The organism is Pseudomonas sp. CM27, assembly GCF_013179515.1.
GTDB lineage: Bacteria > Pseudomonadota > Gammaproteobacteria > Pseudomonadales > Pseudomonadaceae > Aquipseudomonas.
Window position 1 is genome coordinate 1 of record NZ_JABMCN010000083.1, and the last position, 21,441, is coordinate 21,441.

Consider the following 21,441-nt stretch of genomic DNA (forward strand, 5'->3'; position numbering starts at 1 on the left):
CAAATTTGAAGCTTGATTTATGATTGTGTCTGATTTTGCTAGCTAAGTGACTTATAGAACATCCAGAAGGGATTACAATCTCATTCATGACGGACAAACCTCTTCACCTAAAAAAACATGGTAGTGTAGCACGTATATTTGTAAAAGTTAATGGTTTGCAAGGTATTTGTTCGGGCAGGAGGTGTTATTTAAGTTGCTAGTGTGTTTGCTATTTCCTACTTGTGGTGTGTAAGTCTTCGACTTGACTAGTTTTTTGCCGCGGAACGTGCGTTATTTTAGGTGGGTTCGCATTGAATGGGGCGTTTCAAGAAGTTATAAGCGCAATGAATAGTTGGCTTCAGTCCTATCTTTACTGTAGATCCTGGCTTAAAGCGGGGTTTTTCCGACCAAGCGTTTGTATCCCACATGACCAGCCATTTGCATCGGATGTCACAAGTGCACTGGTAAGTCTTGAACGGCAGAAATTGACCCGAAGCAGACACTACCCAAAGCTCAGTTTTCAGCGCCATCGCCGCTAGCCGAAGGCCCCAACATTTAGCGGTCGCCGTGGGGCGACTGCTATGAGTTGTAAGCATGTGGGCGTAGGATGGAGGCTCCCCCATCAGGCCAGCAAGAGCCGCTTCTTATGAAAGATTTCGTCCAGACAACCGTGAAATGCCAAGATCCAGGTGATGGTTCTGCGGATGTCATCATTGAGCTATCCGACGATGTCCTCGAACGCATGGGCCTGCAAATCGCTGATTCCCTGACCATCGAGTTGATAGGCGGAATCATTGTGCTCAAGCCGGTTCGTGGTGCAGACGCCCAGCCCTAAGGCAGCTATCAACCCATTGCAGTCGTTAGATGGGTCTACAAAACAAGGGGCGATTCACATGGATATGCTCAACGCCGCCTAAAAACTAAGCTATAGCTTAGATTTTAGGGGTGAACTGCCTAGTTTTTCGAAAAAACGAAAGTAAAGTTTAGATTTCGTTTATCCGGGTTTCAACCTGACTACACAAAATGGGTCGTGACTACGTATCGCTCCGTGCCGAGATTGTTACGTTTGCGTCCGAAGCCAAAAGCTTCGACAACACCTTGTCTTGTAAACCGTCACGTACAGGCCATCTTACAGGTGGCCTGTTTCGGAGCAGTACAGCTACCTCTTTCAATTTTTGTGTTCTCGACGCCATCCACAGTCTCAGCGGGGTTGTCCTTGAAGGCCTCACTGATAGTAGTCAGGTTATCTGCGTTGCCTGTGGTCTTTGGCGTTCAGCTCAAATCGACAATCTCACCAGCCGGTTATCCAGAACCTGTGCATCCTGCACTCGGCGCTTGTTCACCATCAACTGGCACAATCGCAATGAGTCGCTTACGGATGACATTGCGCGACGGGAGGAGGGGCAGCAGTTGTATGGGCGATCTTTAGGAATAGAAGGATGGGGCAGGGCGCTTTCCGCTGAGGGCCCACTCGCCGACTCGTGGATGCGGTAATCCACCAGGTCGTGCAGGGTTTGCGTCCTCAGGTTGCGCCAGTGGCGGTCGAAGCGCAGCGAAGCATGGGTGGCGCGGGCGCCGGTAACTTCGAACAGGCGGTTACAGATATCCAGACCTTGACGGGTGGCAGCGACCTTGGCAGTCCCGATAGCCAGGACTAGGGGAACAGCCGATCAAGCACAGCGCGCAGACGATACATAAAATCTCCCAAAATGAATGACGGCCCTGAACAGAATGGCCAGGGCTTCACAAGTTTCTGGGGTTTGCTAGCTGTGTATCAACTCAACTTGCTGTACTTGGTGCCCTGGGTGTCAATTGCGAAGCAGTCGGCTAGGGGAGGCGGTCGATCGCAGCGCGGTAGTCAAAATCCACAGTTGCTCCGGACTCGAGTACAGCTTCGAGCTGATGCCGCGGCGTGTTCATGAACCCAGGCTTTGATAGACAACTGACGATTCGGAACTCACTGACTTCGCCCTCTTGCCGCGTGACTTCCCAGATCAATCTGAGCTTCTCTGTGGCCATGCGGGACTGTATCGCGCCTGGAGAGGACTTTGCCAGGAAGGCGGTGAGCCTGGTCTTGAGATCAAATCTGGAGTCGTATTGGTAGGGGCCGAGAGTGAAAGGGCCATCGCCGATGATTCGATCAAGCTCGATACTGGGCTTCATGTGTAATGCCTGAATTTCTCGATGCTCCCTCCAGCGGTTCCAAACCTTGATACCCCTGGCAGTGCAATGTTCGATCCAGCGTGTTTCTGCCTCCAATGAGGCCTCTTCTGAGTCGCAGGTTTCCACGACTTTGAATGCTGGGGTCATCCCCGCATCGAGTATCTGAGCGATTTTGGCTGCCGCACGCTTGCAGTTGTGATTGGCTTTCTCGAGATGGCTCCGCTGCCGGCTTTTGAAGTTGCCCGTCTGCCCTACGTAAAAGGGCTCCTCCGTCACGGGATCAATAATCAAATAGACGACGTATTTCTTGGCAACCACGCCTTCAAATGCCGCCTGCAGAGGAGCGGCGGTTGGCTGCGGCTCGGGCGCCTGCGTGCTGAAGTGAAAAACCGGTGAGTGATTCGAGCCTGGCGTGGGGATGTTCTTGCGGTACCACTCTTCCGCGAGCGCAAGCGTTGCGAACGACTGGTGTTTCGCTTCTGGAAAGCGCTCGATGGACAAGCGTGCTCCATCTACCCAGCTATTGAAAATCCCGAGTTTCCGTCCTCGAACGACAGCGTAGAACTTGGGTTTCTTTGCCATCCTGTGCAACCTTCCTGAGTTACCTAATTCGCCTGTTGAAGCGAGCAATCGTGAGCAAGCAATACCTCACCAGGATCGCCAATGGTGCACTCTACCTTGATGGCGTCACCCTCTGAAAGCTGGGCACACTGCCTGATCAGTCCCCTAGAGTCCGGTGAATATGAACGATCTCGTTTCAGTGAGGGTTCGGCTGAGCGCGTTCTCCTTTGCCATTACCAAATAATCGACTAATACGGATAGTGGCTATTTGATGACTCAAGGAGGAAGTAATGGGGGGTAAAGCAAAGGTCGCTTGGCTTCTGGGCGTGTCAGCGCTTATGGGGGGTGCAGCACGGGGCCGACAGCTACCTGGCCATGGGAGGAGAGTATGCCTTGCACGGCGAAATGCACGGCTAAGGAGGCGTCGAAAGCCTTCGTCGATGCCGTGGGCTTTTGCCGAAAAGTCCAAAATTATTATGAGGCTCACGGTTTCTACGCTACCAATAGCAAATTCTGGATTGGCGCAGTCGGCACCCTATCTGGTGCTGTGGCTGCTCCTTTGGCGGGCGGTAGTGCGAAGGACGCATGGGCAGGATTGTCCGGCTCGACGAGCGCGCTGCAGACCGGGTTCGAGGAGGGGTTCTCGTCAGCGGTATACGTCAGACGAAGAGCGAGTGTTGCCAGTGCGGGCAAGGAAGGCATTGTCCAATACAGCCTTGCGGAAGACGATGATCAGCGCGTTGCGGTTGCCGTTGCGATGGCTTTCAACTGCAGTGTCGCCGCCGCTGACGCTGAGAGCGCAGCTTTACGGGCAATCACTACAGCTCATGTTAGTAACCCTAACCCAGTCTCTAATGCACGTACTCAGGAAGCGGCCAAACAAGCCCAGGAAAAGGCTGACAAAGCCGCGGAAGCCGCTGTTGAGGCTAAGGACGCCGCTGCGCAAGCAGAGCGTGCCGCCTCCGTTCAGCCGAGCGAAACAAGACTGATCGAAGCCGCAGAAAAAGCCCGAGCATCAGCCGACCAGGCTGAAAAATCGGCTCAGGAAGCAGAAGCATTGGCCAAACCAAAATAGGCGTTAGCAATCAGAGCTCGGCATGTAGTAAGCATGTATAGGCCTGCCTCTTGATTGCTCATCCAGAAAATAGTCTGAAATTTTCACTTGAAGGATTACATATGTTCGAACATGGCGACTTGCTCTTCACCCAGCTAGGCGATGCGAACAACGCAATTTCGGCGGTTACAGAGGGTTACCGCGGGGCAAGGGTTAACCATATGGGCATTGTCTTGGTGAACAATAAAGGGACTTTTGTGCTTGAGACGTTTCCGCCAGAAGTACGCGTCACTCAAGTGGATGTACATCTAAAGAGATCGGAGGATGTTACCAAGAAACCTAGGTATGTGTGCGCGAGACTGAAGACGCCTTACAAAAATTTGATTCCCATGGCAGTAGAGTACGGATTGAGCTGCAGGAACGTTCCTTATGACAAGCTTTACCTGACAGATGAATCAGCACTGTACTGCAGCGAGCTGGTTGTCGACATGTTTCGTGCCGCAAACGGTGGCTCAGAGTTTTTTCTTGAAAATCCCATGAGTTTCAGAGATCCGCTTACAAGAGAAATTCTTCCAGCTTGGACTTCATACTATCAGTATTTTGGAATGAGTGTGCCCGACGGTGAGCCGGGCTCCAACCCAGGTGACATAAGCAAGGATTCTAGGCTTAAAGTCGTACAGGTGGTTGGGAATGTGACCGGATACAGACCCTAATTAATTTCCTCGGGATGGGCGGGATTAATAATTATGGTTTGACATCTGGTCGAAGGCGTAATTACTATAAAGGTATGCGATCCTAAGCAATGATTTCCATTTGCTAGCCCGAGGTTTCATCATGTCCCGATTGGCAGAGTTTCGTCAGCTTGAGCAAAAATTGGCAGCCCAATTGGCTGAACTGGAAGCCCTGAAAGGCTCCTCTGAGTTGCAGAAAGAAATTGAGTTTGAAACCAAACTGCGCGCTTTGCTTGGTGAGTATGGCTTCAGTCTGCGTGACATTATCAACCTGCTGGATCCTCAGTCTGGCCGCCGTTCGGTAGCCCCTAGTGCTGAAAAACCGGCTCGGCGTGCACGCCAGGTCAAGCAGTACAAGAACCCACACAATGGCGAAATTATCGCAACCAAAGGTGGCAACCACAAGCTGCTGAAAGAGTGGAAAGCCGAGTACGGTGGTGATGTAGTAGAATCTTGGCTTGCCTAAGATTCGACTGACGTCTCAATGAAAAACGGCCTGTCAGGCCGTTTTTTGCGTTTGGCCCAGTTCAGCAGCCCTGGCTTTTTTGGGTAATACCAAAAGGATCATCGGGGTGCGCAACCACCACGGGCCAGGGCAGACTGCAGCTTTCCGACAGCGGCTCGGATCACATAGGCTTCGTCATCATCTACTGCGCACCCGCGTACCTCGCTCCAATTGAGCCGCTTGAAGAATTGGGCAAGCGCTAAGGTTTCCCCGTGGCTCAACTCAGCATCCGCCCGGCGGCCATCTATATCGAAAGTCACGGTGACATCTCTGTGCTGGGTCAGCTTGGTCATGGGGGGCTCCAATTTTGGCTAGCGGTAGTATGGCGAGTCTAGCCTACGACGTTGTTTACATAGCATAGTGGCCGCTTACAAAGCGCGTAGCCAAGAGTTTCAGTAGGGGATTACGACTCGTTTTACCACGTGGGGTTGATCATGGTGTTCGACCGACTGCAGACGTCGATTCATCCGCTCATTGCAGGGTGTTGGGGCGCCCGGTCTGATTTCCGCTATTGGCCGCTTCGGCGTCCGATGATGGCCTGCACTTTCCTGGCTGGGGCACCGCCCCGAGGCTTTTCGTTATGACGCACCTGAAGGTGCGCTTAAACTACTCGTCGAAGGCCTAGCATCGAATGGGGTGGGGTATGCAAAATTTTGACCTGGTGTGGCAAAAGGCGCAGCTGGTGTTTGGTGACAAAGCCAAGGCAGCTGTGTGGTTGTCGACGCCAAAGCATCAATTCGGTGACGTGGCAGCCATCGACTATGTGACCGACCAGGAGTGCTTTGAGCGGGTGATGGAAGTGCTGGCTCAGATCGATCATGGCTACGTTTGAGCGCGCTTGCCATGGTTGCCCTTTCACAGCTGCGCTCCGCCCAACGTAGAGAGACCAATGAGTAGTCTGATCCCGCTTAGGACGCTGAGCTCTGAAGAGTACGAGAACATGATGCGAGACTTTCAGCAGGCATCAGCCTGGATGAAGGAGCAGTTGGCGTCGAAGCGCGCGAGCCGACCTTCTGACGTGCCTGCTGACTTCAGCAATCAATTTGACTCACAGAGGTTGCCTGTGGAAGGTCGGAAGGTCATCCGACATGACAACGAATGACCACGTAGACACCGAAAGACGCTGCATTTAGAAATGGGTGTAAACGGGTGTGGAACGAGTGTCCTATTCACAAGCATCCGAACTCCGCCTTTAGCGTGTATTCGTAGGCTCACCCCTATACTCCTGCTAATTCGCATCTAGCAGCGACTCACCGATTGCGTTGTAGCGGTGCGATAAGAAGGCTCCAGAACGTTTCGGCGCCACCTTCTTGTGAAAGCTTCTGGTCTTGCCGAGTGTGGAACGCCATACCGAACGTCTTCAGGTACATGGATTGGTCGTCCGTTTCTACCGTCAGTGCCTCGTTGTATGAGCCACCGCCAAACGAGTCGCCATGACTGTAATAGATTCCTGCGCCTAGCTGGCCACCGGTGAACACCGTCGCTTTCGCAACATCGTTGCCGTCCCTGTAGATATTCGCGGAGAAGCGATTTGCATCCACGCGCCGGAACACTCCCTCGTACCCTGGGTTGCGTGCTTGGAGCTCTGCAAGTGAGTTCTCGAAATAGCGGGCGATGTACTCGAAGCTGTCGAGCAGGAAGCGATCCTTGTCCAGCTGGGTATAGCTCTTAGCCATCCGAAGGTTGCTAGACCTGGGGGCAGCGGGGGCCATAGGGGAGGGCGCTGAACCGCCATTGAAATCGTTGCGCTCGGCCCGTGGAGCAGGGCTCGGTTGGCCACGGCTGCATCGTTCAGCGGCTTTCCGAACTTCCCTCGCGACTTGCAAGAACGCTTCGTCACGATCTGGCCAAAGTGTCACGGGCTTACCATCCTGAGGCGTGCCAAGCAGCTTGCCGAACGGCGCGTGGTGCCAATCGCACGGGCGAAGAATTACAGGAATGACGATCGCTTCTCCCGCTCCATGACGCTCCATCGCGCGAGTCATCTCGATGTTGTAGCAGTAGTCGGACGCGATGAAGTCGGGGCTCACAAGCAAGAGAATGATTTCGTCGCTGTTGATGTGATCATCGATCGCGGCATCGATTTCTTGGCCAGCGCCGATTCTGCGGTCGTGCCATGTCTCAATGACTCCCTGGCGCTTGAGCATGGAAAGCTGCTTTTCGAGCTGGTCACGCAGCGCTTCGTCAGCATGGCAATACGAGAAGAACACGTTCGGCAAAATGGCTACTCCCATTCAGGTAGGTGCTGTTCGATCATATGGTTTGCTCACCACAGAAGTACAGGTTTGGGCTTGGCTCGCACGCAAACTGCGATGCACCTCTTCCCCCCGTCAGTTGAAGAACAACGGGGCAGGCAACGGGTTACGGGTCGTGACTTGGTCGAAGATCATCTGGGCTAAGTCGTAGCGGATAATGTGCTTCCCGTGTGGCGTTGGCCGCACGAATTGACGTATCTCCACAGGCGCGAAGGTGAAGCTAGACGGAAGCCCCAGATGTCGTTTAGCCGTGCCGTCAGCACTGTTGCATTGTTCGCAGATCATGACTGGGGAGAATGAGGTGATGCGGCGAGGTTGACCAGGGAGAGGTTTGGTCGCATAGGGATCGGTTCCATGATCATGGTGGGTATGGAGGCCCGCTGCCCATCCTTCTCGTCTATCCGGTCTTTTGGGGAACAGCATCGTCCAGCGCAGCAATTCGTATCGCGTCCGACCACAGCATGGGCATCGCCAATTATCATGAAGCTTCGCCCACAGCTGGCGGCAATGTGCGCCATCAAAGCTAAGGTAATCTTCCCAGCTAGGAATTCGCCGGCGCAGATTGCTATCCAGTGTTTTCTCTCTGTTGGGATTCTTGATTTTGGTGCCGTCGCACGCCAGGCAGCAACCGTTCGCTAGAAACTCAGGCTTGCAGGGACACAGGCTTTTGATCATGAACTTCTCAAAAATTGAGTGCCAAATGACTTGGCTCGACCTGTCGGCGCTGGCCGGTTCGACAGGGGGACGGTGATTTCACTCTCACCTATAGCTGCTCACGGCATGCGGGTCTCTAAGGGTTTCATCTGTCCAGGCAAGGCCAATACAGAACATGAGGGTTAAGGAGGCGTAGCTGACCACTGCATACACGCCTCCTGCGCTCACGTCTTCTACTGCTCGATAGCACCATACGCCTAGGTAACCAATCATTGCCCCCAGCGCGGCCCTGCAAGCAGTCAGCAGGCTACCGCCTACGTTGACGAAAAACGCATGAAGCTCACGCGACTTGCCGATGAGATGAAACGATCGGAACGTTACCCTCAGAGTGAGGACACTGACGATCGCGAATGCGATAAGTAGGTACACGTAGTACGCCATGAGCTCTGGTGCTGCCAATAGTGCAGTTACCAAAGCGCTCACTTCCCCGGGTGAGGTACTGATGAGTAGTGGCAGTGCCCCAATGAAGAACGCGTAGATGATCTCCCGGGCTGCCCGCCGCCAGAGTCCAAACTTTTCCTGTGTTCTCATCAGCAAACGTCATGTCCCTTCAGATTCGAGTATCTATGTGGAGTCAAACGGCACGCCGGCTCAGTACCGGGACAACCGCTTGAGGCCTTCGAGCATGAGCTCCAAGTAGCTTTCAGACCCCAATGCAAACCCAGCGGCAATCACCGGAGCCTTGTACTCCTCGGTCGTATACTCATGAGCAAAACGATGAATGGTTTCTGAATGCCAAGAAAGCCGGCCCAATGCGATTTTCCTAAAACCGTGGTTTTTCACCGCGTCCGCGAGCGACTCTTCACTGATTCCGCGTTGCTCGCAGAAGAACAGGAAACTCAAAAACTCGAAGCGTTCGTAGAGCAGCCCGTGATCCTGAAGTCCCGCAAAGTCAGGCGCCCACCGAGGCGTAAGATGGTCATGGAGTCGGTTGCACAAGGGGGTGAGGGATCTGCTTTGGTCTTCAAAACTTTTCCATAACTCGAACAAGCCATTGGCTGCCTCGACGTAGAATGGTGATAGCTCAAGGCCCAGAGCGAAAGGCTTTTCTCGTCGGTTTATCAGCGTCGTCTGAAACAGCTCTCTCAGCTCAGCCAGGCGATTGGCCCGCACAAGCCCCATGCTATACGCAAAGGTAACAAGTGCCACCGGGTAACTCTTCAATGCAAGCCCAGCTACCCATCCAGACTGCTCGACCTGAGACGCAGCGTGCAGGCCCTTGATGGTATCCAGAACGATCGTATGCTCTGCCGCTGCACCCCATCGCCCCAGCACTGCACAAAGACGTGCTAGGGGCTCGATAGCAGCTTCGTAGATCTCAACTAGGTCAGTAAAATCCTTAGACGTACTACCCTGAGGTCGTGCTGCAAAGTGAGGAGCCAGATGAGTGATCGCTTGATGAGCCTGGCTGGTTACTAAATCATCGAGCTGAATCCTATGTTCGGGTCTGGCCATAAAACGCTTGGCCAAAGCGAGGGTCAGCTCGATGCCAGCCGGGTTCGGCAGGCGGGACTGTTGGATAGTTTCAAGCTTGAGATTTAGCCCATCGAAGAAGGTGTCGGCATCCATTCCGGTTACGGTCGTGGCACGACGCTGAGTGATGAGCTCCTGACCACGCTCACTCAATCGACCCCGGGATAGCCAGTAGGTCGGGTAGCGACGTGACGGCGCTCTCAAAAACGCCGCCCTCAGCGCATGATCCCACTCACCTGACCATCCTGCGACGATGAGCCCAAACTCATCGATGATGCGATCAAGCAGCGTATTGAACGCCGCCGGGTACTCGCCCAGTTCCACATCGGTATTAAGGATCCTGGCATCCTTGTAATCACCATGGATTTTCAGGATGAAGCAGGATGCATGGGTGAGTGGCTCAGCGCCTGTGAGGGTGTCTTCTGAGCTGACGACGGTTGGTTCAACACCGACATCGCGCAGTGCATTCTCCATGAGTCGGTCGAAGTTCGTCGTGATGATCACGCGCACGTGACCCGATTTGACCATGGCTGCAATTGCCCGATGGGCACGTGTAGGCAGCTTCAGGCCGTCCTCCATTTCCTCATCAGTAGGCTCCAAAAAGCCTTGGATGATGGCTCGCCGCTCGGTTTGAGTGGCCGCAAGGCGCTCGAGTAGGGTGGAGTAATTGGGTTGCTCTCCTGTCTGACCTACGTACCACGCCACCCAGTCATCCTGCTCTCCCGCACCCATCGCGACTCCCCAACGTTTCACCAACTCCAGGGTGATTTCCCAGCCGGTCTGAATACCAGCTGAGCGGGATACGCCCGAGCCAATAAGCACGGCATAGACGCCCTTGTTCTCAAACATGGAGAAGGCGATTTGAGCTGTTGGATCAGGAGCAGCAACGGTCATGCAGAATCCTCGTGATTTGGAGAGGCGAACTGTTCGTGTGGGGGAGTTGTATCCGATTAACGACTAACTCGTCGGCTCAACGTCGGCACCCATGTTTTCTGCCAGGTGCTCGATCCTAGAGGTGCCTGGGATGGGGAGCGTGGCAGGAGAGTGCTCAAGCAGCCAGCGCAGAGCACTGCGTGACGTCGCCGATGCATCTTCGGACTCAAGGTATTTTCCGGCCCCCAACGGGGCATACGGGACGAAAGCGATGCTGTTTTCCTCACACCACTGCACCACGTCTTTGGACTCCGTGTTAAGACGGCTGAAGGCATTCTGAACTGCCGCAATCGGAGCGATCGCTGCTGCCTCGATGATTTGAGCAACGGTCACTTTGGACAACCCCAGTGCCTTGATCTTGCCCTCTGCGCGCAACTGCTCCAGCTCCCCGACCTGATCTGCGAGCGGTACGCTGGGATCGACTCTGTGCAGGTAGTAAAGATCGATTGCTTCGACTCCGAGCCTTCGTAGGCTCATCTCGACACACTGGCGCAGATAGGCCGGCACACCGCACGGTGTCCATTGCCCTGGGCCCTGGCGGGTAAACCCGCCTTTCGTGGCAATGATCAAATCCTCTGCGTAGGGATATAGAGCTTTGCGGATCAACCTTTCGGCGTCGTGCGGGCCGTAAGCGTCGGCGGTGTCGATGTGTTGGACACCCAATGCCACCGCCGAGCGCAAGACCTCGATCGCGTTTTGCTCGTCAGCAGGCGGCCCCCAGATGCCTGGCCCTGTCAGCCGCATGGTGCCAAAACCTAGGCGACGTATCTTCTTTCCGGCCAGCATCCCGTGTGTCGTGAACGTCATGCCAACCCCATGCGCAGGAATACGTCGGCGGTGATTTGAGCCAGAAGCGCCTCGCGCGCCGCAGGAGTAAGCACCTGATGATGGATTGAGTGCCGCTCAAGTAGCGCATGCAGGTGGGTGTCCACTGATGCTCTGTAGCGACTGTCTGTGTCTCGCCCCGGGCCGAGAGCGATGGAGGGATCCAGCTTCGTGGCAAGAACGGTCGTGTAGTTGGGGCTGTAATTCATCATTACGGCCCCAATGGCCTCGACTTCATGCGCAGCCAAATCGCAGCCTCGGTACTCAACGGCAGCGTTCCAGTACGCCACTGCATCCATGACAGGGCGATCAACCAGCACAACATCAGCGTTGACGCAGGCAGCGTGCTCCGCCTCAAGCGTCCGGTCGATGAACCACATCGTGGAGTCGTATGTGTGCTGGGTGAGCAGAGGAATGCCTTGCTCAACGGCAAGTGCCCCGAAGGAGGGGATGGCTTCGACGCGGATCCCCTTCACCTCAAGTACCTTCCTCAAGTAGGCACAGAAGGTGGATTTGCCGGTTGAGTGCGTGCCGGCAACCCCGATTACGACCGAACTCACCACAAGCTTCCCTGTTCAGGAGCGGGTGTTTTGTCCACGGTCTGAATCTTGAGCTGAGCGATCTTGCAGACTTCTGGCCAGCTATTGAGGAGGGAGTCCTGAATCAATCTGCCCAGGAGGAGGGCGGTTACTCGGGCGTCCTCCCCGGCGCGATGCAACTCGCCCGAAACTTCAGCGTCCAGGCCAGTCAGAGCCAGCAGCGCAGAGAGGCTGTGGCTTTGAGCATCTGGGTACACATGGCGTGATAGCTTCAGGGTGTCTATCACTCCAATCGGGGCCCAGTCGGGAAGATGGCGCTTCATCACTCCGTAGTCGACTGACGCGTTGTGCGCGACGAACCATTTGCCCTGAAGTTGTTGTTCGACATTGTCCCGCAGCTCTTCCCAAACAGGTGAGCTCTTCACTTTTGTGTTGCCGATGCCGTGCACACGCTTGGCTTGCCAGGTGATGGGGTTTGGCGGCTTGATGAGCCAGCTCGAAGGCTCATCACCCTCGACGACAGGGAACGAGGCGATAGCCAGCTCCACGAGGTCAGGCGGTGTATGGCCGTTACCCTCAACGTCGACGATTACGATGGGCTCGGAGGGCCACTGAAACTCCGTATCAGTCATCAGATATTCCTCTGCGCTTCCGCGCGTCCATGGCGATCATAGTGATGTGGCTTGTCGGCATCGTGCACCTGGTACCCAAGCGTGTGCTGCATGAAGTACCGGCGCTGTTCATCCAGGCCGCGAACGATGATGGAGCGTTCTGTTACCACCGGTTCACCCTCAGCGCCCAGCCGCTGGCATAGGCTGCTGAGAAGCGCCTCATCGGGCTTCTTCCAAGCAGCCTGGCATGTGGTGTATTGAGCGGAAGGGCAGGTGTCACATAACTCGGTGATGCCGAAATGGCCGTTGTAGTCGGGCTGCTGGTGAGCATAGGCCACCCCACATGAGGTCTTGCGGAAGATCGGGGTGCCTGGAGCGTGCGCTTGATACATGCTCAGCAATCGTTGCTCCTCCTCCAGCGGCAGCAGCTTACGTCTAGCGGTTGAGGTGTAAGGCTCGGGAATACCCTGGCTTTGGTAGTACTGGGCAATCTCTTGTCGATAAAACAGCCCGCTGAACACCGTTGCGTGCGCGTGTTTTGCGAGCTGCGCGGCGCGAGCGATGTGCTCTTCGGAATCGTTGAGCCCAGGGACAATTGGTCGCCAGTAGAGCAACGTCCGGTAACGCTGTGCATGCTTGAACAGGGTTCGCAGGCTATTGGCTGCGATCGACGATTTGATGGGCTCGATCTTAGGGTCTTCGATGCCTGAGTAAGTCACCAACACCGTCAGCTTGATGTTCGTCAGGGCGTTGAAGCGTTCGCAATCCTCGGGCGTCACCCGCCAGCGAGTGATCACAAGCACGTTGTTGGTAAACCCTGCCTCATCGAGCAGTTGCAGCAGGTTATGGGTATGGCCTTTCACGTCCGGAAGCATCGGATCGGTTGCCCGGTTGAAAAGCTGAATCGGCGTGATATGAGGCTGGAAGAAGCGATGCGAAACAAACTGCCTGAAGGCTTCTTCGTCGGTCATCAAGGCCTGGGGCGTGCGCTGCTCGAAGTTACCGAAAAGGTGCCTCACGCAGTAGCTGCAGTCCAGGGGGCAGCCAACGATGTGGTTCAGGCTCAAGCCACTTTTGCGGTACTCGACAGGATCCCGGAGGCTCGGGTTGACCAGTGCCAGCTGCGTGGCGTTGATGACAGCGACGTTTCTATCCATGGACGCGCTCCTTGCAACTCAACCGAGTTGCAGATGTTCCTTCAAGGTGTGCCTATCCTTCCTGGAGCGTGCTCGGAACTGGGGTGAAGCACTACCAGGCAGGCGAGCTGGCAGGCTATCAATTTGCCATCAATCGAATCAATGGTGGGGCAGAATCTTTTCCGTGGCAACGGAGGGGGATTTGTGAGGATCGGGTTTGCGTGAGGGGCGAGCAGGTCATCGGCGCACCCTTGATTTACGTAACCTCAATGGAGGAATGCTGAGTATTTCATACAGCCTTCGCTCGATATAGAAGTCAGGCCTAGGTACTTTTCAGTCCCTCGGAGAGCGGAGCCAGTTGATTACTGCAACATCTGCGGCCTACCGCCTTTGGTTGAACGAAGTGACGTTGTGGTTTTAGCAAAAATGTCGATGTGACGGATTATATGCCGAGGTGCTGATGCAAGGCTGAAGGTCTTCCTTCTTCGATAGACGGGGTTGGCGCGCCGTCCTTGCGTGGCTCGAAATCCCCAAAGTCTATAACTGCGGCGCAATTATGTGGATGTAGAGTCTGGCGCCGTCATGGAAGAGTTAGTAATTCAATTGAGCGGCAATTTGTTACTTAGGCATCCAAATGGATTGATGTTCGAGAGGGGGTTTGAGCATGCCATTGCTCGAAAAAAAACGTGCGGTTACTGGCCGTGGTCGAGTAGAATTCGGGGGCAGGCCACTCTTAACAAAGTCGGAATGTTCTCCGGAAAGTTAGGGTTTCTTAAATTCGAATGGCATACTGAGAGTCGTTAGTCATGAGTGTCGAAGGGATTTTTAAAAAATTCGATGATGATATTGGTGTGGATGGTTATTACCGGATGTTCCGCTCCAAGCTATTTCCAAATTCGACCCAGGATAGCTTTGACGGCGCGGCTTATCAGTTGCAGAGCCAAATTTTTAGAAAGGGTTCTAGCTTCTCCCGGGTTCGACGATTGTCGGTAGATCAAGCGAGTAAGTTTGTTTCGGGTGAAATAGCGATTGGCGACTTTTATCCGCCTAAGTCTCACAAGGTAGAAATCCCGCAAGGACGATTCAATGAGGCAAATCGTCGAGTATTATACGTGGCTCAACATCCGTTTGTGGCGATTGCTGAGTGTGACGTAAAAGTAGGGGAGTATTTCCTTCTTGGCTACTTAAAGTTGTCTGTAGAGATGCGCTTCTTCCGTGTCGTTCCTGGCGTGAACGAGTTTACAGACATGGTTTATGAGCTATTGATGTCCCCGGATAAGAAGTTCTATCCTGTCATAAATAAAGTCAGTGATGAACTGCTAAGGTTTCAAGGATTCCATGGCGTTGTTTATGACTCGGTGAAGGTTTCTCAGGGTCATGAGGATCCAACGTGGGGTGCTATAAGCTCAACGGAAAATATTGCAATATCTGGTGAATACATCAAGAAAACTGAGCTCGACGTCGCGTGGCTTTCTTACTGTGGAGATGGGTTTATTCCTTATCAGCACTCGATGTTCAGACCGCTGAGCAATAAAAAGAAAAATAAAATTTCATGTTTGAATTTTTGGTCTAATAAATCCCTGTTCATTGCAGAAAGCACGAGGGAGCAAAAGCGGCAGAACTTAGATTTTCAGAGAAATAAACGTCTTTTGGATCGTGGGTACTACACGGATTTTAACGAGTCGCCCATTAAGATTTTGATTAAGTAGGGCTCAAATAATTTGGGTAGGTGGGGAGCTGGTTGGTTGGGATGCGCTTTGCGCATTGTTTGTTGTTTATCTTGGGTGACCTAATTGGCACGGGTGTGGGGCCGAAGAGTACCCATGGGGGCGACGAAATGAGGCTTTGCTGCGGCGAAGTCAATTTGTGGCCCCGTAACACACGAGCGTCTTGACACGTCTCGTCTGTCTTCTAATCTGATGTCAGACGCCTGCTGCAGGCGTTCCGCCGTGAGCTGGAAACGGCCAGACAATATGACAAACCATTGCCCCGTTCGGCGGGGAATTCGTTTTCTATTGTCTGGAGTAGCCCATGAAGCCAGACCTACCACCCGTTTCCCCCATCGCTTTCCACCCGATGAATACCGAGCCCCCCCTTCAAGGCCGGCTGAAGCTTCCGGACGGCAGGATGGTGAGTCAGGCATGCCCAAACCCGGCCAATTTAGATGATTATTGTCAGTCCAAATTTGGAAGGAGCTGGCGCTCCATTGAGAGGGATTGCCTTCGAAGTCTGGCGAACCGTATCGAAGCTTTACGTGGGCGCTTCCTGCCGCTCGAAGCTTTGATAAATCAGGGGCAGTTTGTTGAATCCCTCGACGCCCTTAGCGGAGACATCTGGGAGAGCCTAGGCGCGGCATATTCAGATGGCTCGTCGGCAGCGCTGATACTCATATCGAAGCTCAGTCTGATTACAGGTACCGGAAGCATGGAGGGCGCAATGATGGCTGCCGACTTAGGAAATGTCGCAGCGTACTGCTTTTTGGGTGATCACTATTTGAGTAAAGAGCAGGTCGAACAAGCGGCTGCGGCCTACCAACAAGGTATGGCAAAGGGATGCAGTGCGTGCGAATACCAACTTGGGCAGTTCGCGGAGCGTGGTGTTGGAGGGCAGCTGAAAAGCGTCCGAGTCGCATTCGATCATTACGCAGAAGCCACAATGGGAAATTACCCACCTGCGTGGGTCGCGATCGCTCGGCTTTGGTTGAGTGATCCAGGGGAGCTACCGAGACATGAGCGTCTTGTTGAGATGTTGAAGGAGTGCGTCGAAATGAGGTGCGAGGGCGCTGCAACGGCCTTGGCTGAAATTTATTTGGCTTACGACCAATCCTCTTATACGAAGCGTATGGTGATGTCGCTCTACCGGGGGGCAGCGGTCGAAGGCGATATCGAAACGCAGCTCAAGCTCGCGAGCTTGCTCGCGGGCGAGGGGGCCTCTGAGATGGAAATCGAGCCGGATCCTGAAGAGGCATTACGGTGGTATGAGCGGGTGTACAGTTCTGAAAATGCTTCGCCCGCCCAGGCGATTCTGGCCCACCTGAAGCTCGGCTATCTGTTCATGGGCAAGAACCAGTATGACCGGGCGGCCCATCACTTTGCCTTCGCTTCTGACACTGACCTTGAGGCTGCTGAGCTGCAGAGAATCTGCGAAGAGAAGGGGGAGAATCTCAGGCGCTGGCGGCTGCACAATATTGGCGGTGAGTGTCTGTAACGAGTCGAATGGGCTGAAAACAGCTTGTGGGGTTGATACATACAGGGCGATAGGATCATTTCCATCGCCCTGTTACCTCTGCCTGTCCAAGCGATAGGCTCATGGTCTCAGTTGGGCATGACCTGCTTCTTGCCGTTAACGAAAATGTACGTGTCTGGTTCCCACTCAAACTGCAGTTTCGCTGTGTTCGACGATGCGAGCTTGGTGTCCGAGGCTTCGAATTGGTTGAAGTCCATGGTGCCTTGATAGATGTAGTTCTGTCCTGCGTCGATCTGGGCGTCATCAGCCAGCCGGATGCGTTTGATGACATCGCCGAACATGTCCTTCAGCACAACCGTGCCCTTCACGCCAGCCAGGGCCTCAGCTGTATTGTTCTTGAAGGCCACACTGATGGTGAAGTACTCCGAGTATTTGCGTCGCTCGTAGTCCTTGGGATTGAGCTTGAGCTCAACCAAAGAGGCAGTGAGGGTGGCGTTCATTTCCTTGAGGGCCGCGAGCTGCTGTTGCTTGATCTGCTCGGCCAGGAGCTTCTGCTTTTCTTGCTCAGCTGCCTTCTCGTCCAACCAGGCTTGCTGGGACTTCAGAGCATCATTGACCGTCATCTCGGTCACGGTTTTATTGCCCCCAAACGCACTTGCTACCGCGAGGCGTGTTGCATACCCAATGAAGAGCTTCTTTTCGTCATCGGACAGCTTGGACACAGCATCCTTGAGCCCCTGGTCTTCTGACCATTTGGCCATGTCCGCTGGAAGCATCGCCTGCTTTGGATCGCTGCAGCCAGCCATCAATAAACCAGCCATCAAAATGGCAGCCACTTTTGTGCGCATCGTATTTCCCTATGTTTAAGTCGGTTGTAGCTGCGAGGTTTGCGGCCCTGTTTAACCTGAGGCCTTCCTGCCCGGCGACCTTCGTCCGCATGCGGTGAAACCAAATGTGACTGGCCTTTGAGCGTGATGGTTATACGACAGTGGAGCAACGCTATCAAGACGGTGGGGACAGTGCATACGAGTCCCCAGGGCAGACAAGAAGTAGTGGCTCATCGCTATTGCCACATCGCCCATCGACGGGCACCCTGATTCCTATTTGCTTGGAGACATTGCAGTGGGCGCTGAGGAAAAGCGGTACGCGAGGGAGCGGTTCGCAAAGCCACTCCATCAGGATGTGTCAAGCGCTGGACAAGGTATCGCCCCGGGATTTGGAGTACCAGTTGTTCGATGAGAACCGCCGCATCGTGACACGCTTCGACAAGCTCGCGAAAAGCTATGCCGCCATGGTCTCTCTGGCTTGTTCCATGCGGTGTTTGCGACATCTCTTTACGTATAGGGCCTAGGCATAACCTCTTTCTTGCCACTCACGACAATACAAGTGTCTGGCTCCCACTCAAATTGGAGCTTCGCTGTATTCAACGACGCAAGTTTGCATGGTCTTTGCGCCGGGGGTCGCCGGCCACTTGGGACTCGCTTCAATATCCGAGGGTAAGACAGCCCTGCCTCTGGGAATTCACATACGAGCCACACAACACTCCCTCGATCCTCACCAACGAGGAGTTCGAGACCATGATGGCCTAATTCGACGCGGCAGAGCTCTGGTGAGCGACTGTCACTGAACCGAGCCCAAAGGCAGCCCGTGTCGCTGAGCCGGATCAGCAATGGTCGACTGATAGTCGTCAACCAATCGAGCAAGGAAGCCATTGAGCCGAAGCACGTGGCGGCTCAGCAACCGACGCCTACGACCATCCCTTTAAGAGTAGTAGACGCATCTGCTTGATACGGTTTGTCCTGCTTTGAGGCTGTAGATCTCCGCATTTATCCAGGTAGTGAGGATGCGGCCTCCATCAGTTTCTGAGTCATCACTGACCGTCTGTACGCATGCAACGTAACACCCTGCTCCCCGAGGCCAGCACGAAGTACCCACTGGTGGAATATTCGAGCAATTTTCACCCTGTGCAAAGGCCCAGGCCCGGTGCGACTTGGGAAAAGGAATTCGCCCGGAATAGCGTTCGAAAATTCCACGCTCCGCAAAACTACAGATTGTGTAGGGGAGTGACTCTCTCGACGAGAAGATTTGGGTGCAGCCAGAAATACGGTGTTACCTACTCCGTGTTTTGCTCCAGAAACATCTTGCGCTCGAAGTCCTAATGAAAGCAGTTCGTGCAGTGCCATCTCCATTTTCTTGCCAGAGTAGCGCGCTGCAATTGCGATTTGATTTAACTCGTCAGTAGTTAAGGCCCGTACTACAAGAGTGCCAGCCTGGGATTTGTCACGGTTGGAAGGTTTTGTAGCCATCTTGACTCCAAAAAAGCTTGTGAACTGCCGTTAGGGAGAATTCAGTAAGAAACGATTACTTATCTAAGTGCTGGTGCGCAAAGTTGTCAATCTTTGATTTTCGTTAAGTTGAGCGTCTTTCTTGCCCAACCCCTTTTGCGACGGGGGCAGCCAGGGCACTGCAGCTCGATCGAGTGTGCTAACAGAGCCAGCCTAGAGAATTGTGAAGAAATAATATCTATATATATCAATAGGTTAGGCTAGTGCTGGCTCTGCTCTGAATCCAGCAGCTAACCCTCTCGTTGCGTTTTGCCCAAATTGGGCAAAACCCATCACCTGTGGTTGAGTCTACCGTAGCAGGTGCTTAATCAGCGCCATAAAAAACATGCATTAGCAGATGCCTAGGCGTGAACGGATAATCAATATTTCTCAAAGTTAGATCGCTGGCCTTTATGGTTCTGGATAATATATATGCAAGGTAAAAAATAGTTGCCATCCCGGGTAATAGATGTTAGGTGTAATATAAAGAATTAATGTTAGTAGCCATGATAAACACAGCCGCCTATTCATATTTCCCAAGTGTTAATTTTTCAGCAAGCGAGTTGGCGCAGGCTCGCAATTTCTTTCCTGACCCTAAAGTCAGAACCACCTTGGATCAAGGGTTAAGGTTGTTTGATATGTTTATGGTCGTTACTAATTTGAAGCGAGAAAATTTAGATGACGAGCTAATAATGTCTAAATTTTGGGGCTTTCTATTGGTGGAGACCGATGTTGTTTATACACATGCCTGGTTGCTATTGACTAAGGTCAGGCATGTTGCACACCTGCTGGGCATTAATGTTGATAAATTTCGTGATACTTGTGGTGCGAAAAAAGAGAAGGAATGTCGGCTTGCATATTCCAGGGTGCCAAAAAATTACATCAAGCTTAAATACTATAAGGGCTGGTGGGTAAAATATCACGATGACAAGCCTATATTTATAAATCTGGTGGTAGTGCACCATCAATATGGTGAGGGCTTGTGCGAGAAGATATATCGGAGATGTAGAGACTACATACAAAAATTCCCGAGAACTACTGGGATCTCAAAAAATAGAAGCATCTCGATATTAATGAGGATTGTAACTGAGCACTTCTGGAATGCCGAAGAATTGCGCCTCCTTGAAAATCCTTTAGAAATGCACGAATTTTTTTCCACGACTTTTAACATCGAATATGATCGCTGGCTAGAACAAGGATTTAAGTCGAAGGTTTTCTTGAGTGACTGGCGTGCAATGATGCTAGTTGTTGAAGAGGTTTTTATTACGCATGGCTTCTTGCCGGAGAAGTTATTTGACTTCACGTTTCATGAACGTGTGGAGCTGGCAGGGAATAATCCGTTTCAATCTCAAGGAGAAGACAAAGGAATTGTCAGTGCTATTACTGCTATTCCTTTACATATTGAAGATGAGGGCGCTGCACAGAAGTTATATCATCAAATAAATAATGATGCTACGAAGCTGAGAGCTGCTTGTGAGGAAGCTAGAGAAGCCACGCTTGCCAACCACAGGCGCCGGATCGAAGCGAGCAAGGTTGACGTAGACTCGCCTGGTTTTTCTGATACTTACAGTAAGGAAGAGCAGTCGTACATTATTCTTTGCAGGAAATGGGCGCAGCGACCCTATTTTACTAACGATGATCGGGAATTTGAAAATTACTTTGGTGCAAGTAAAACCTATGTGAGAAATGCGCTAGGCCTGCTGGATAGCACGACGTTGCTACCCTTTATTTATCTTCTAATTCTTGAATGCCCTAGCATTACGGGCTCGTGGTTGAATAACCATCGTATCACAGATAAATTCGGACAGAAATTTGGGTTTGATGATGAACTCAACAGCGCTGTGAGTTCAAAGCCCAGGAGAGGAGCGAAACTAGCGCGTCAGGTGGTTAGGTCAACACCCAAGGCACGAGAGTTGTTTCCTGAAATATATGAGCTGACTGCTGAAGCACGGGAGTATTTGAAGCGCGAGAACGACCCAGCTCACCACTACACTTTTCTGAGTACTGCAACAGGTATAACACGGCCTAAAAAGATTCCAACAATCAGAGGAATGGCTGTTCAAGGAAATGCGCAATCATTGCTGGCCATGCGTATTTTGGATCAATTTGGTGATCAAGGGTCAGTGATGCTTAAACGGATTTCCTTGAAAAGAGTAAGGGTCACCGCAGCCGTAATCGTTTATTTTCAAACAAACAGCGTGCAAGCCATGTCAGAGGCTTTGGGGCATGCAGATTATAACGTCAAGCTCATTGATAAGTATTTGCCAAAAGCGATACGTAAGTTCTATCTCGGGAGATGGATCCGGCTCTTCCAGAATGGGATGATTCTTGAGGCATTCCAAGGGACTCAATACTTGATGGAAGTAATGGACGTGAACTCACTCGATGAGATGAACGAGTTTATTCGCCTTCATAAATTGAAACCATTGCCCCCTCAACTTACCTTGGAGAA

Annotated in this window: 19 protein-coding genes and 2 pseudogenes; 9 read left to right on the top strand and 12 right to left on the bottom strand. The window is 52.8% G+C overall.

Annotated elements, in window-relative coordinates; all coding sequences use genetic code 11:
- The first annotated feature begins 625 nt into the window (after positions 1 to 625).
- Complete coding sequence (locus HP547_RS12660; protein ID WP_172286446.1) at positions 626 to 814, top strand: AbrB/MazE/SpoVT family DNA-binding domain-containing protein; 189 nt, start codon at positions 626 to 628, stop codon at positions 812 to 814.
- Positions 815 to 1,404: 590 nt separating this feature from the next.
- Here the strand turns inward: HP547_RS12660 and HP547_RS12665 are convergent.
- A pseudogene (locus HP547_RS12665) lies at positions 1,405 to 1,637 on the bottom strand (monooxygenase); the annotation flags it as partial.
- A gap of 169 nt (positions 1,638 to 1,806) precedes the next feature.
- Positions 1,807 to 2,724, bottom strand: coding sequence for a viroplasmin family protein (locus HP547_RS12670; protein ID WP_172286447.1), 918 nt, complete (start codon positions 2,722 to 2,724; stop codon positions 1,807 to 1,809).
- Between the two features lie 367 nt (positions 2,725 to 3,091).
- Here HP547_RS12670 and HP547_RS12675 point away from each other — a divergent pair, with 367 nt between their 5' ends.
- From HP547_RS12675 to HP547_RS12685, 3 genes are all read left to right on the top strand, one after another.
- Positions 3,092 to 3,778 carry a hypothetical protein gene (locus HP547_RS12675; protein WP_172286448.1) on the top strand — a complete coding sequence of 229 codons (687 nt, stop codon included), beginning with the start codon at positions 3,092 to 3,094 and terminating at the stop codon, positions 3,776 to 3,778.
- Between the two features lie 101 nt (positions 3,779 to 3,879).
- On the top strand, positions 3,880 to 4,470 hold the full coding sequence (locus tag HP547_RS12680) for a YiiX/YebB-like N1pC/P60 family cysteine hydrolase (RefSeq protein ID WP_172286449.1): 591 nt from the start codon (positions 3,880 to 3,882) through the stop codon (positions 4,468 to 4,470).
- Positions 4,471 to 4,591: 121 nt separating this feature from the next.
- Complete coding sequence (locus HP547_RS12685) at positions 4,592 to 4,954, top strand: histone-like nucleoid-structuring protein, MvaT/MvaU family (protein ID WP_172286450.1); 363 nt, start codon at positions 4,592 to 4,594, stop codon at positions 4,952 to 4,954.
- Positions 4,955 to 5,052: 98 nt separating this feature from the next.
- Here HP547_RS12685 and HP547_RS12690 read toward each other — a convergent pair whose 3' ends face one another.
- On the bottom strand, positions 5,053 to 5,286 hold the full coding sequence (locus HP547_RS12690; protein ID WP_175586209.1) for a hypothetical protein: 234 nt from the start codon (positions 5,284 to 5,286) through the stop codon (positions 5,053 to 5,055).
- A 350-nt stretch (positions 5,287 to 5,636) separates the two neighbouring features.
- Between HP547_RS12690 and HP547_RS12695 the strand changes: the two genes are divergently transcribed.
- Positions 5,637 to 5,825, top strand: a complete 189-nt coding sequence (locus HP547_RS12695; protein ID WP_172286451.1) for an MbcA/ParS/Xre antitoxin family protein — start codon at positions 5,637 to 5,639, stop codon at positions 5,823 to 5,825.
- Between the two features lie 418 nt (positions 5,826 to 6,243).
- Here the strand turns inward: HP547_RS12695 and HP547_RS12700 are convergent, their stop codons facing one another.
- The 8 genes from HP547_RS12700 to HP547_RS12735 all read right to left on the bottom strand — a co-directional run bounded on the left by HP547_RS12700 (position 6,244) and on the right by HP547_RS12735 (position 13,500).
- Positions 6,244 to 7,212, bottom strand: coding sequence for a toll/interleukin-1 receptor domain-containing protein (locus tag HP547_RS12700; RefSeq protein ID WP_172286463.1), 969 nt, complete (start codon positions 7,210 to 7,212; stop codon positions 6,244 to 6,246).
- A 111-nt stretch (positions 7,213 to 7,323) separates the two neighbouring features.
- On the bottom strand, positions 7,324 to 7,923 hold the full coding sequence (locus tag HP547_RS29360) for a hypothetical protein (RefSeq protein WP_218583481.1): 600 nt from the start codon (positions 7,921 to 7,923) through the stop codon (positions 7,324 to 7,326).
- An 84-nt stretch (positions 7,924 to 8,007) separates the two neighbouring features.
- The gene (locus tag HP547_RS12710; protein WP_172286452.1) at positions 8,008 to 8,493 is read right to left on the bottom strand and encodes a hypothetical protein; all 486 of its coding nucleotides are present in this window, start codon (positions 8,491 to 8,493) and stop codon (positions 8,008 to 8,010) included.
- Between the two features lie 60 nt (positions 8,494 to 8,553).
- Positions 8,554 to 10,329, bottom strand: coding sequence for an SIR2 family protein (locus tag HP547_RS12715; RefSeq protein ID WP_172286453.1), 1,776 nt, complete (start codon positions 10,327 to 10,329; stop codon positions 8,554 to 8,556).
- A gap of 63 nt (positions 10,330 to 10,392) precedes the next feature.
- The gene (locus tag HP547_RS12720; protein WP_172286454.1) at positions 10,393 to 11,175 is read right to left on the bottom strand and encodes an aldo/keto reductase; all 783 of its coding nucleotides are present in this window, start codon (positions 11,173 to 11,175) and stop codon (positions 10,393 to 10,395) included.
- The gene (locus HP547_RS12725; RefSeq protein ID WP_172286455.1) at positions 11,172 to 11,753 is read right to left on the bottom strand and encodes an AAA family ATPase; all 582 of its coding nucleotides are present in this window, start codon (positions 11,751 to 11,753) and stop codon (positions 11,172 to 11,174) included. The genes HP547_RS12720 and HP547_RS12725 overlap by 4 nt, the downstream gene beginning before the upstream one ends.
- A complete protein-coding gene (locus tag HP547_RS12730) occupies positions 11,750 to 12,364 on the bottom strand; it encodes a 3'-5' exonuclease (RefSeq protein WP_172286456.1) in 615 nt (204 codons plus the stop codon). Before HP547_RS12730 ends, HP547_RS12725 begins: the two co-directional genes overlap by 4 nt.
- Positions 12,364 to 13,500: a radical SAM protein gene (locus HP547_RS12735; RefSeq protein ID WP_172286457.1), complete on the bottom strand. Its 1,137-nt coding sequence runs from the start codon at positions 13,498 to 13,500 to the stop codon at positions 12,364 to 12,366. The genes HP547_RS12730 and HP547_RS12735 overlap by 1 nt, the downstream gene beginning before the upstream one ends.
- A 785-nt stretch (positions 13,501 to 14,285) precedes the next feature.
- Between HP547_RS12735 and HP547_RS12740 the strand changes: the two genes are divergently transcribed.
- Positions 14,286 to 15,188: an RES domain-containing protein gene (locus HP547_RS12740; protein ID WP_172286458.1), complete on the top strand. Its 903-nt coding sequence runs from the start codon at positions 14,286 to 14,288 to the stop codon at positions 15,186 to 15,188.
- A 322-nt stretch (positions 15,189 to 15,510) separates the two neighbouring features.
- A complete protein-coding gene (locus tag HP547_RS12745; RefSeq protein WP_172286459.1) occupies positions 15,511 to 16,686 on the top strand; it encodes a sel1 repeat family protein in 1,176 nt (391 codons plus the stop codon).
- Positions 16,687 to 16,793: 107 nt separating this feature from the next.
- Here the strand turns inward: HP547_RS12745 and HP547_RS12750 are convergent, their stop codons facing one another.
- Complete coding sequence (locus tag HP547_RS12750) at positions 16,794 to 17,513, bottom strand: hypothetical protein (RefSeq protein ID WP_172286460.1); 720 nt, start codon at positions 17,511 to 17,513, stop codon at positions 16,794 to 16,796.
- Positions 17,514 to 17,902: 389 nt separating this feature from the next.
- On the opposite strand from HP547_RS12750, the pseudogene HP547_RS29670 reads away from it, so the two are divergent.
- Together HP547_RS29670 and HP547_RS12755 are read left to right on the top strand one after the other, a co-directional pair.
- Positions 17,903 to 18,016 (top strand): annotated as a pseudogene (locus HP547_RS29670) (IS5/IS1182 family transposase); the annotation flags it as partial.
- A gap of 1,479 nt (positions 18,017 to 19,495) precedes the next feature.
- On the top strand, positions 19,496 to 21,441 hold a 1,946-nt coding region (locus tag HP547_RS12755), incomplete at its 3' end, for a hypothetical protein (RefSeq protein ID WP_172286461.1).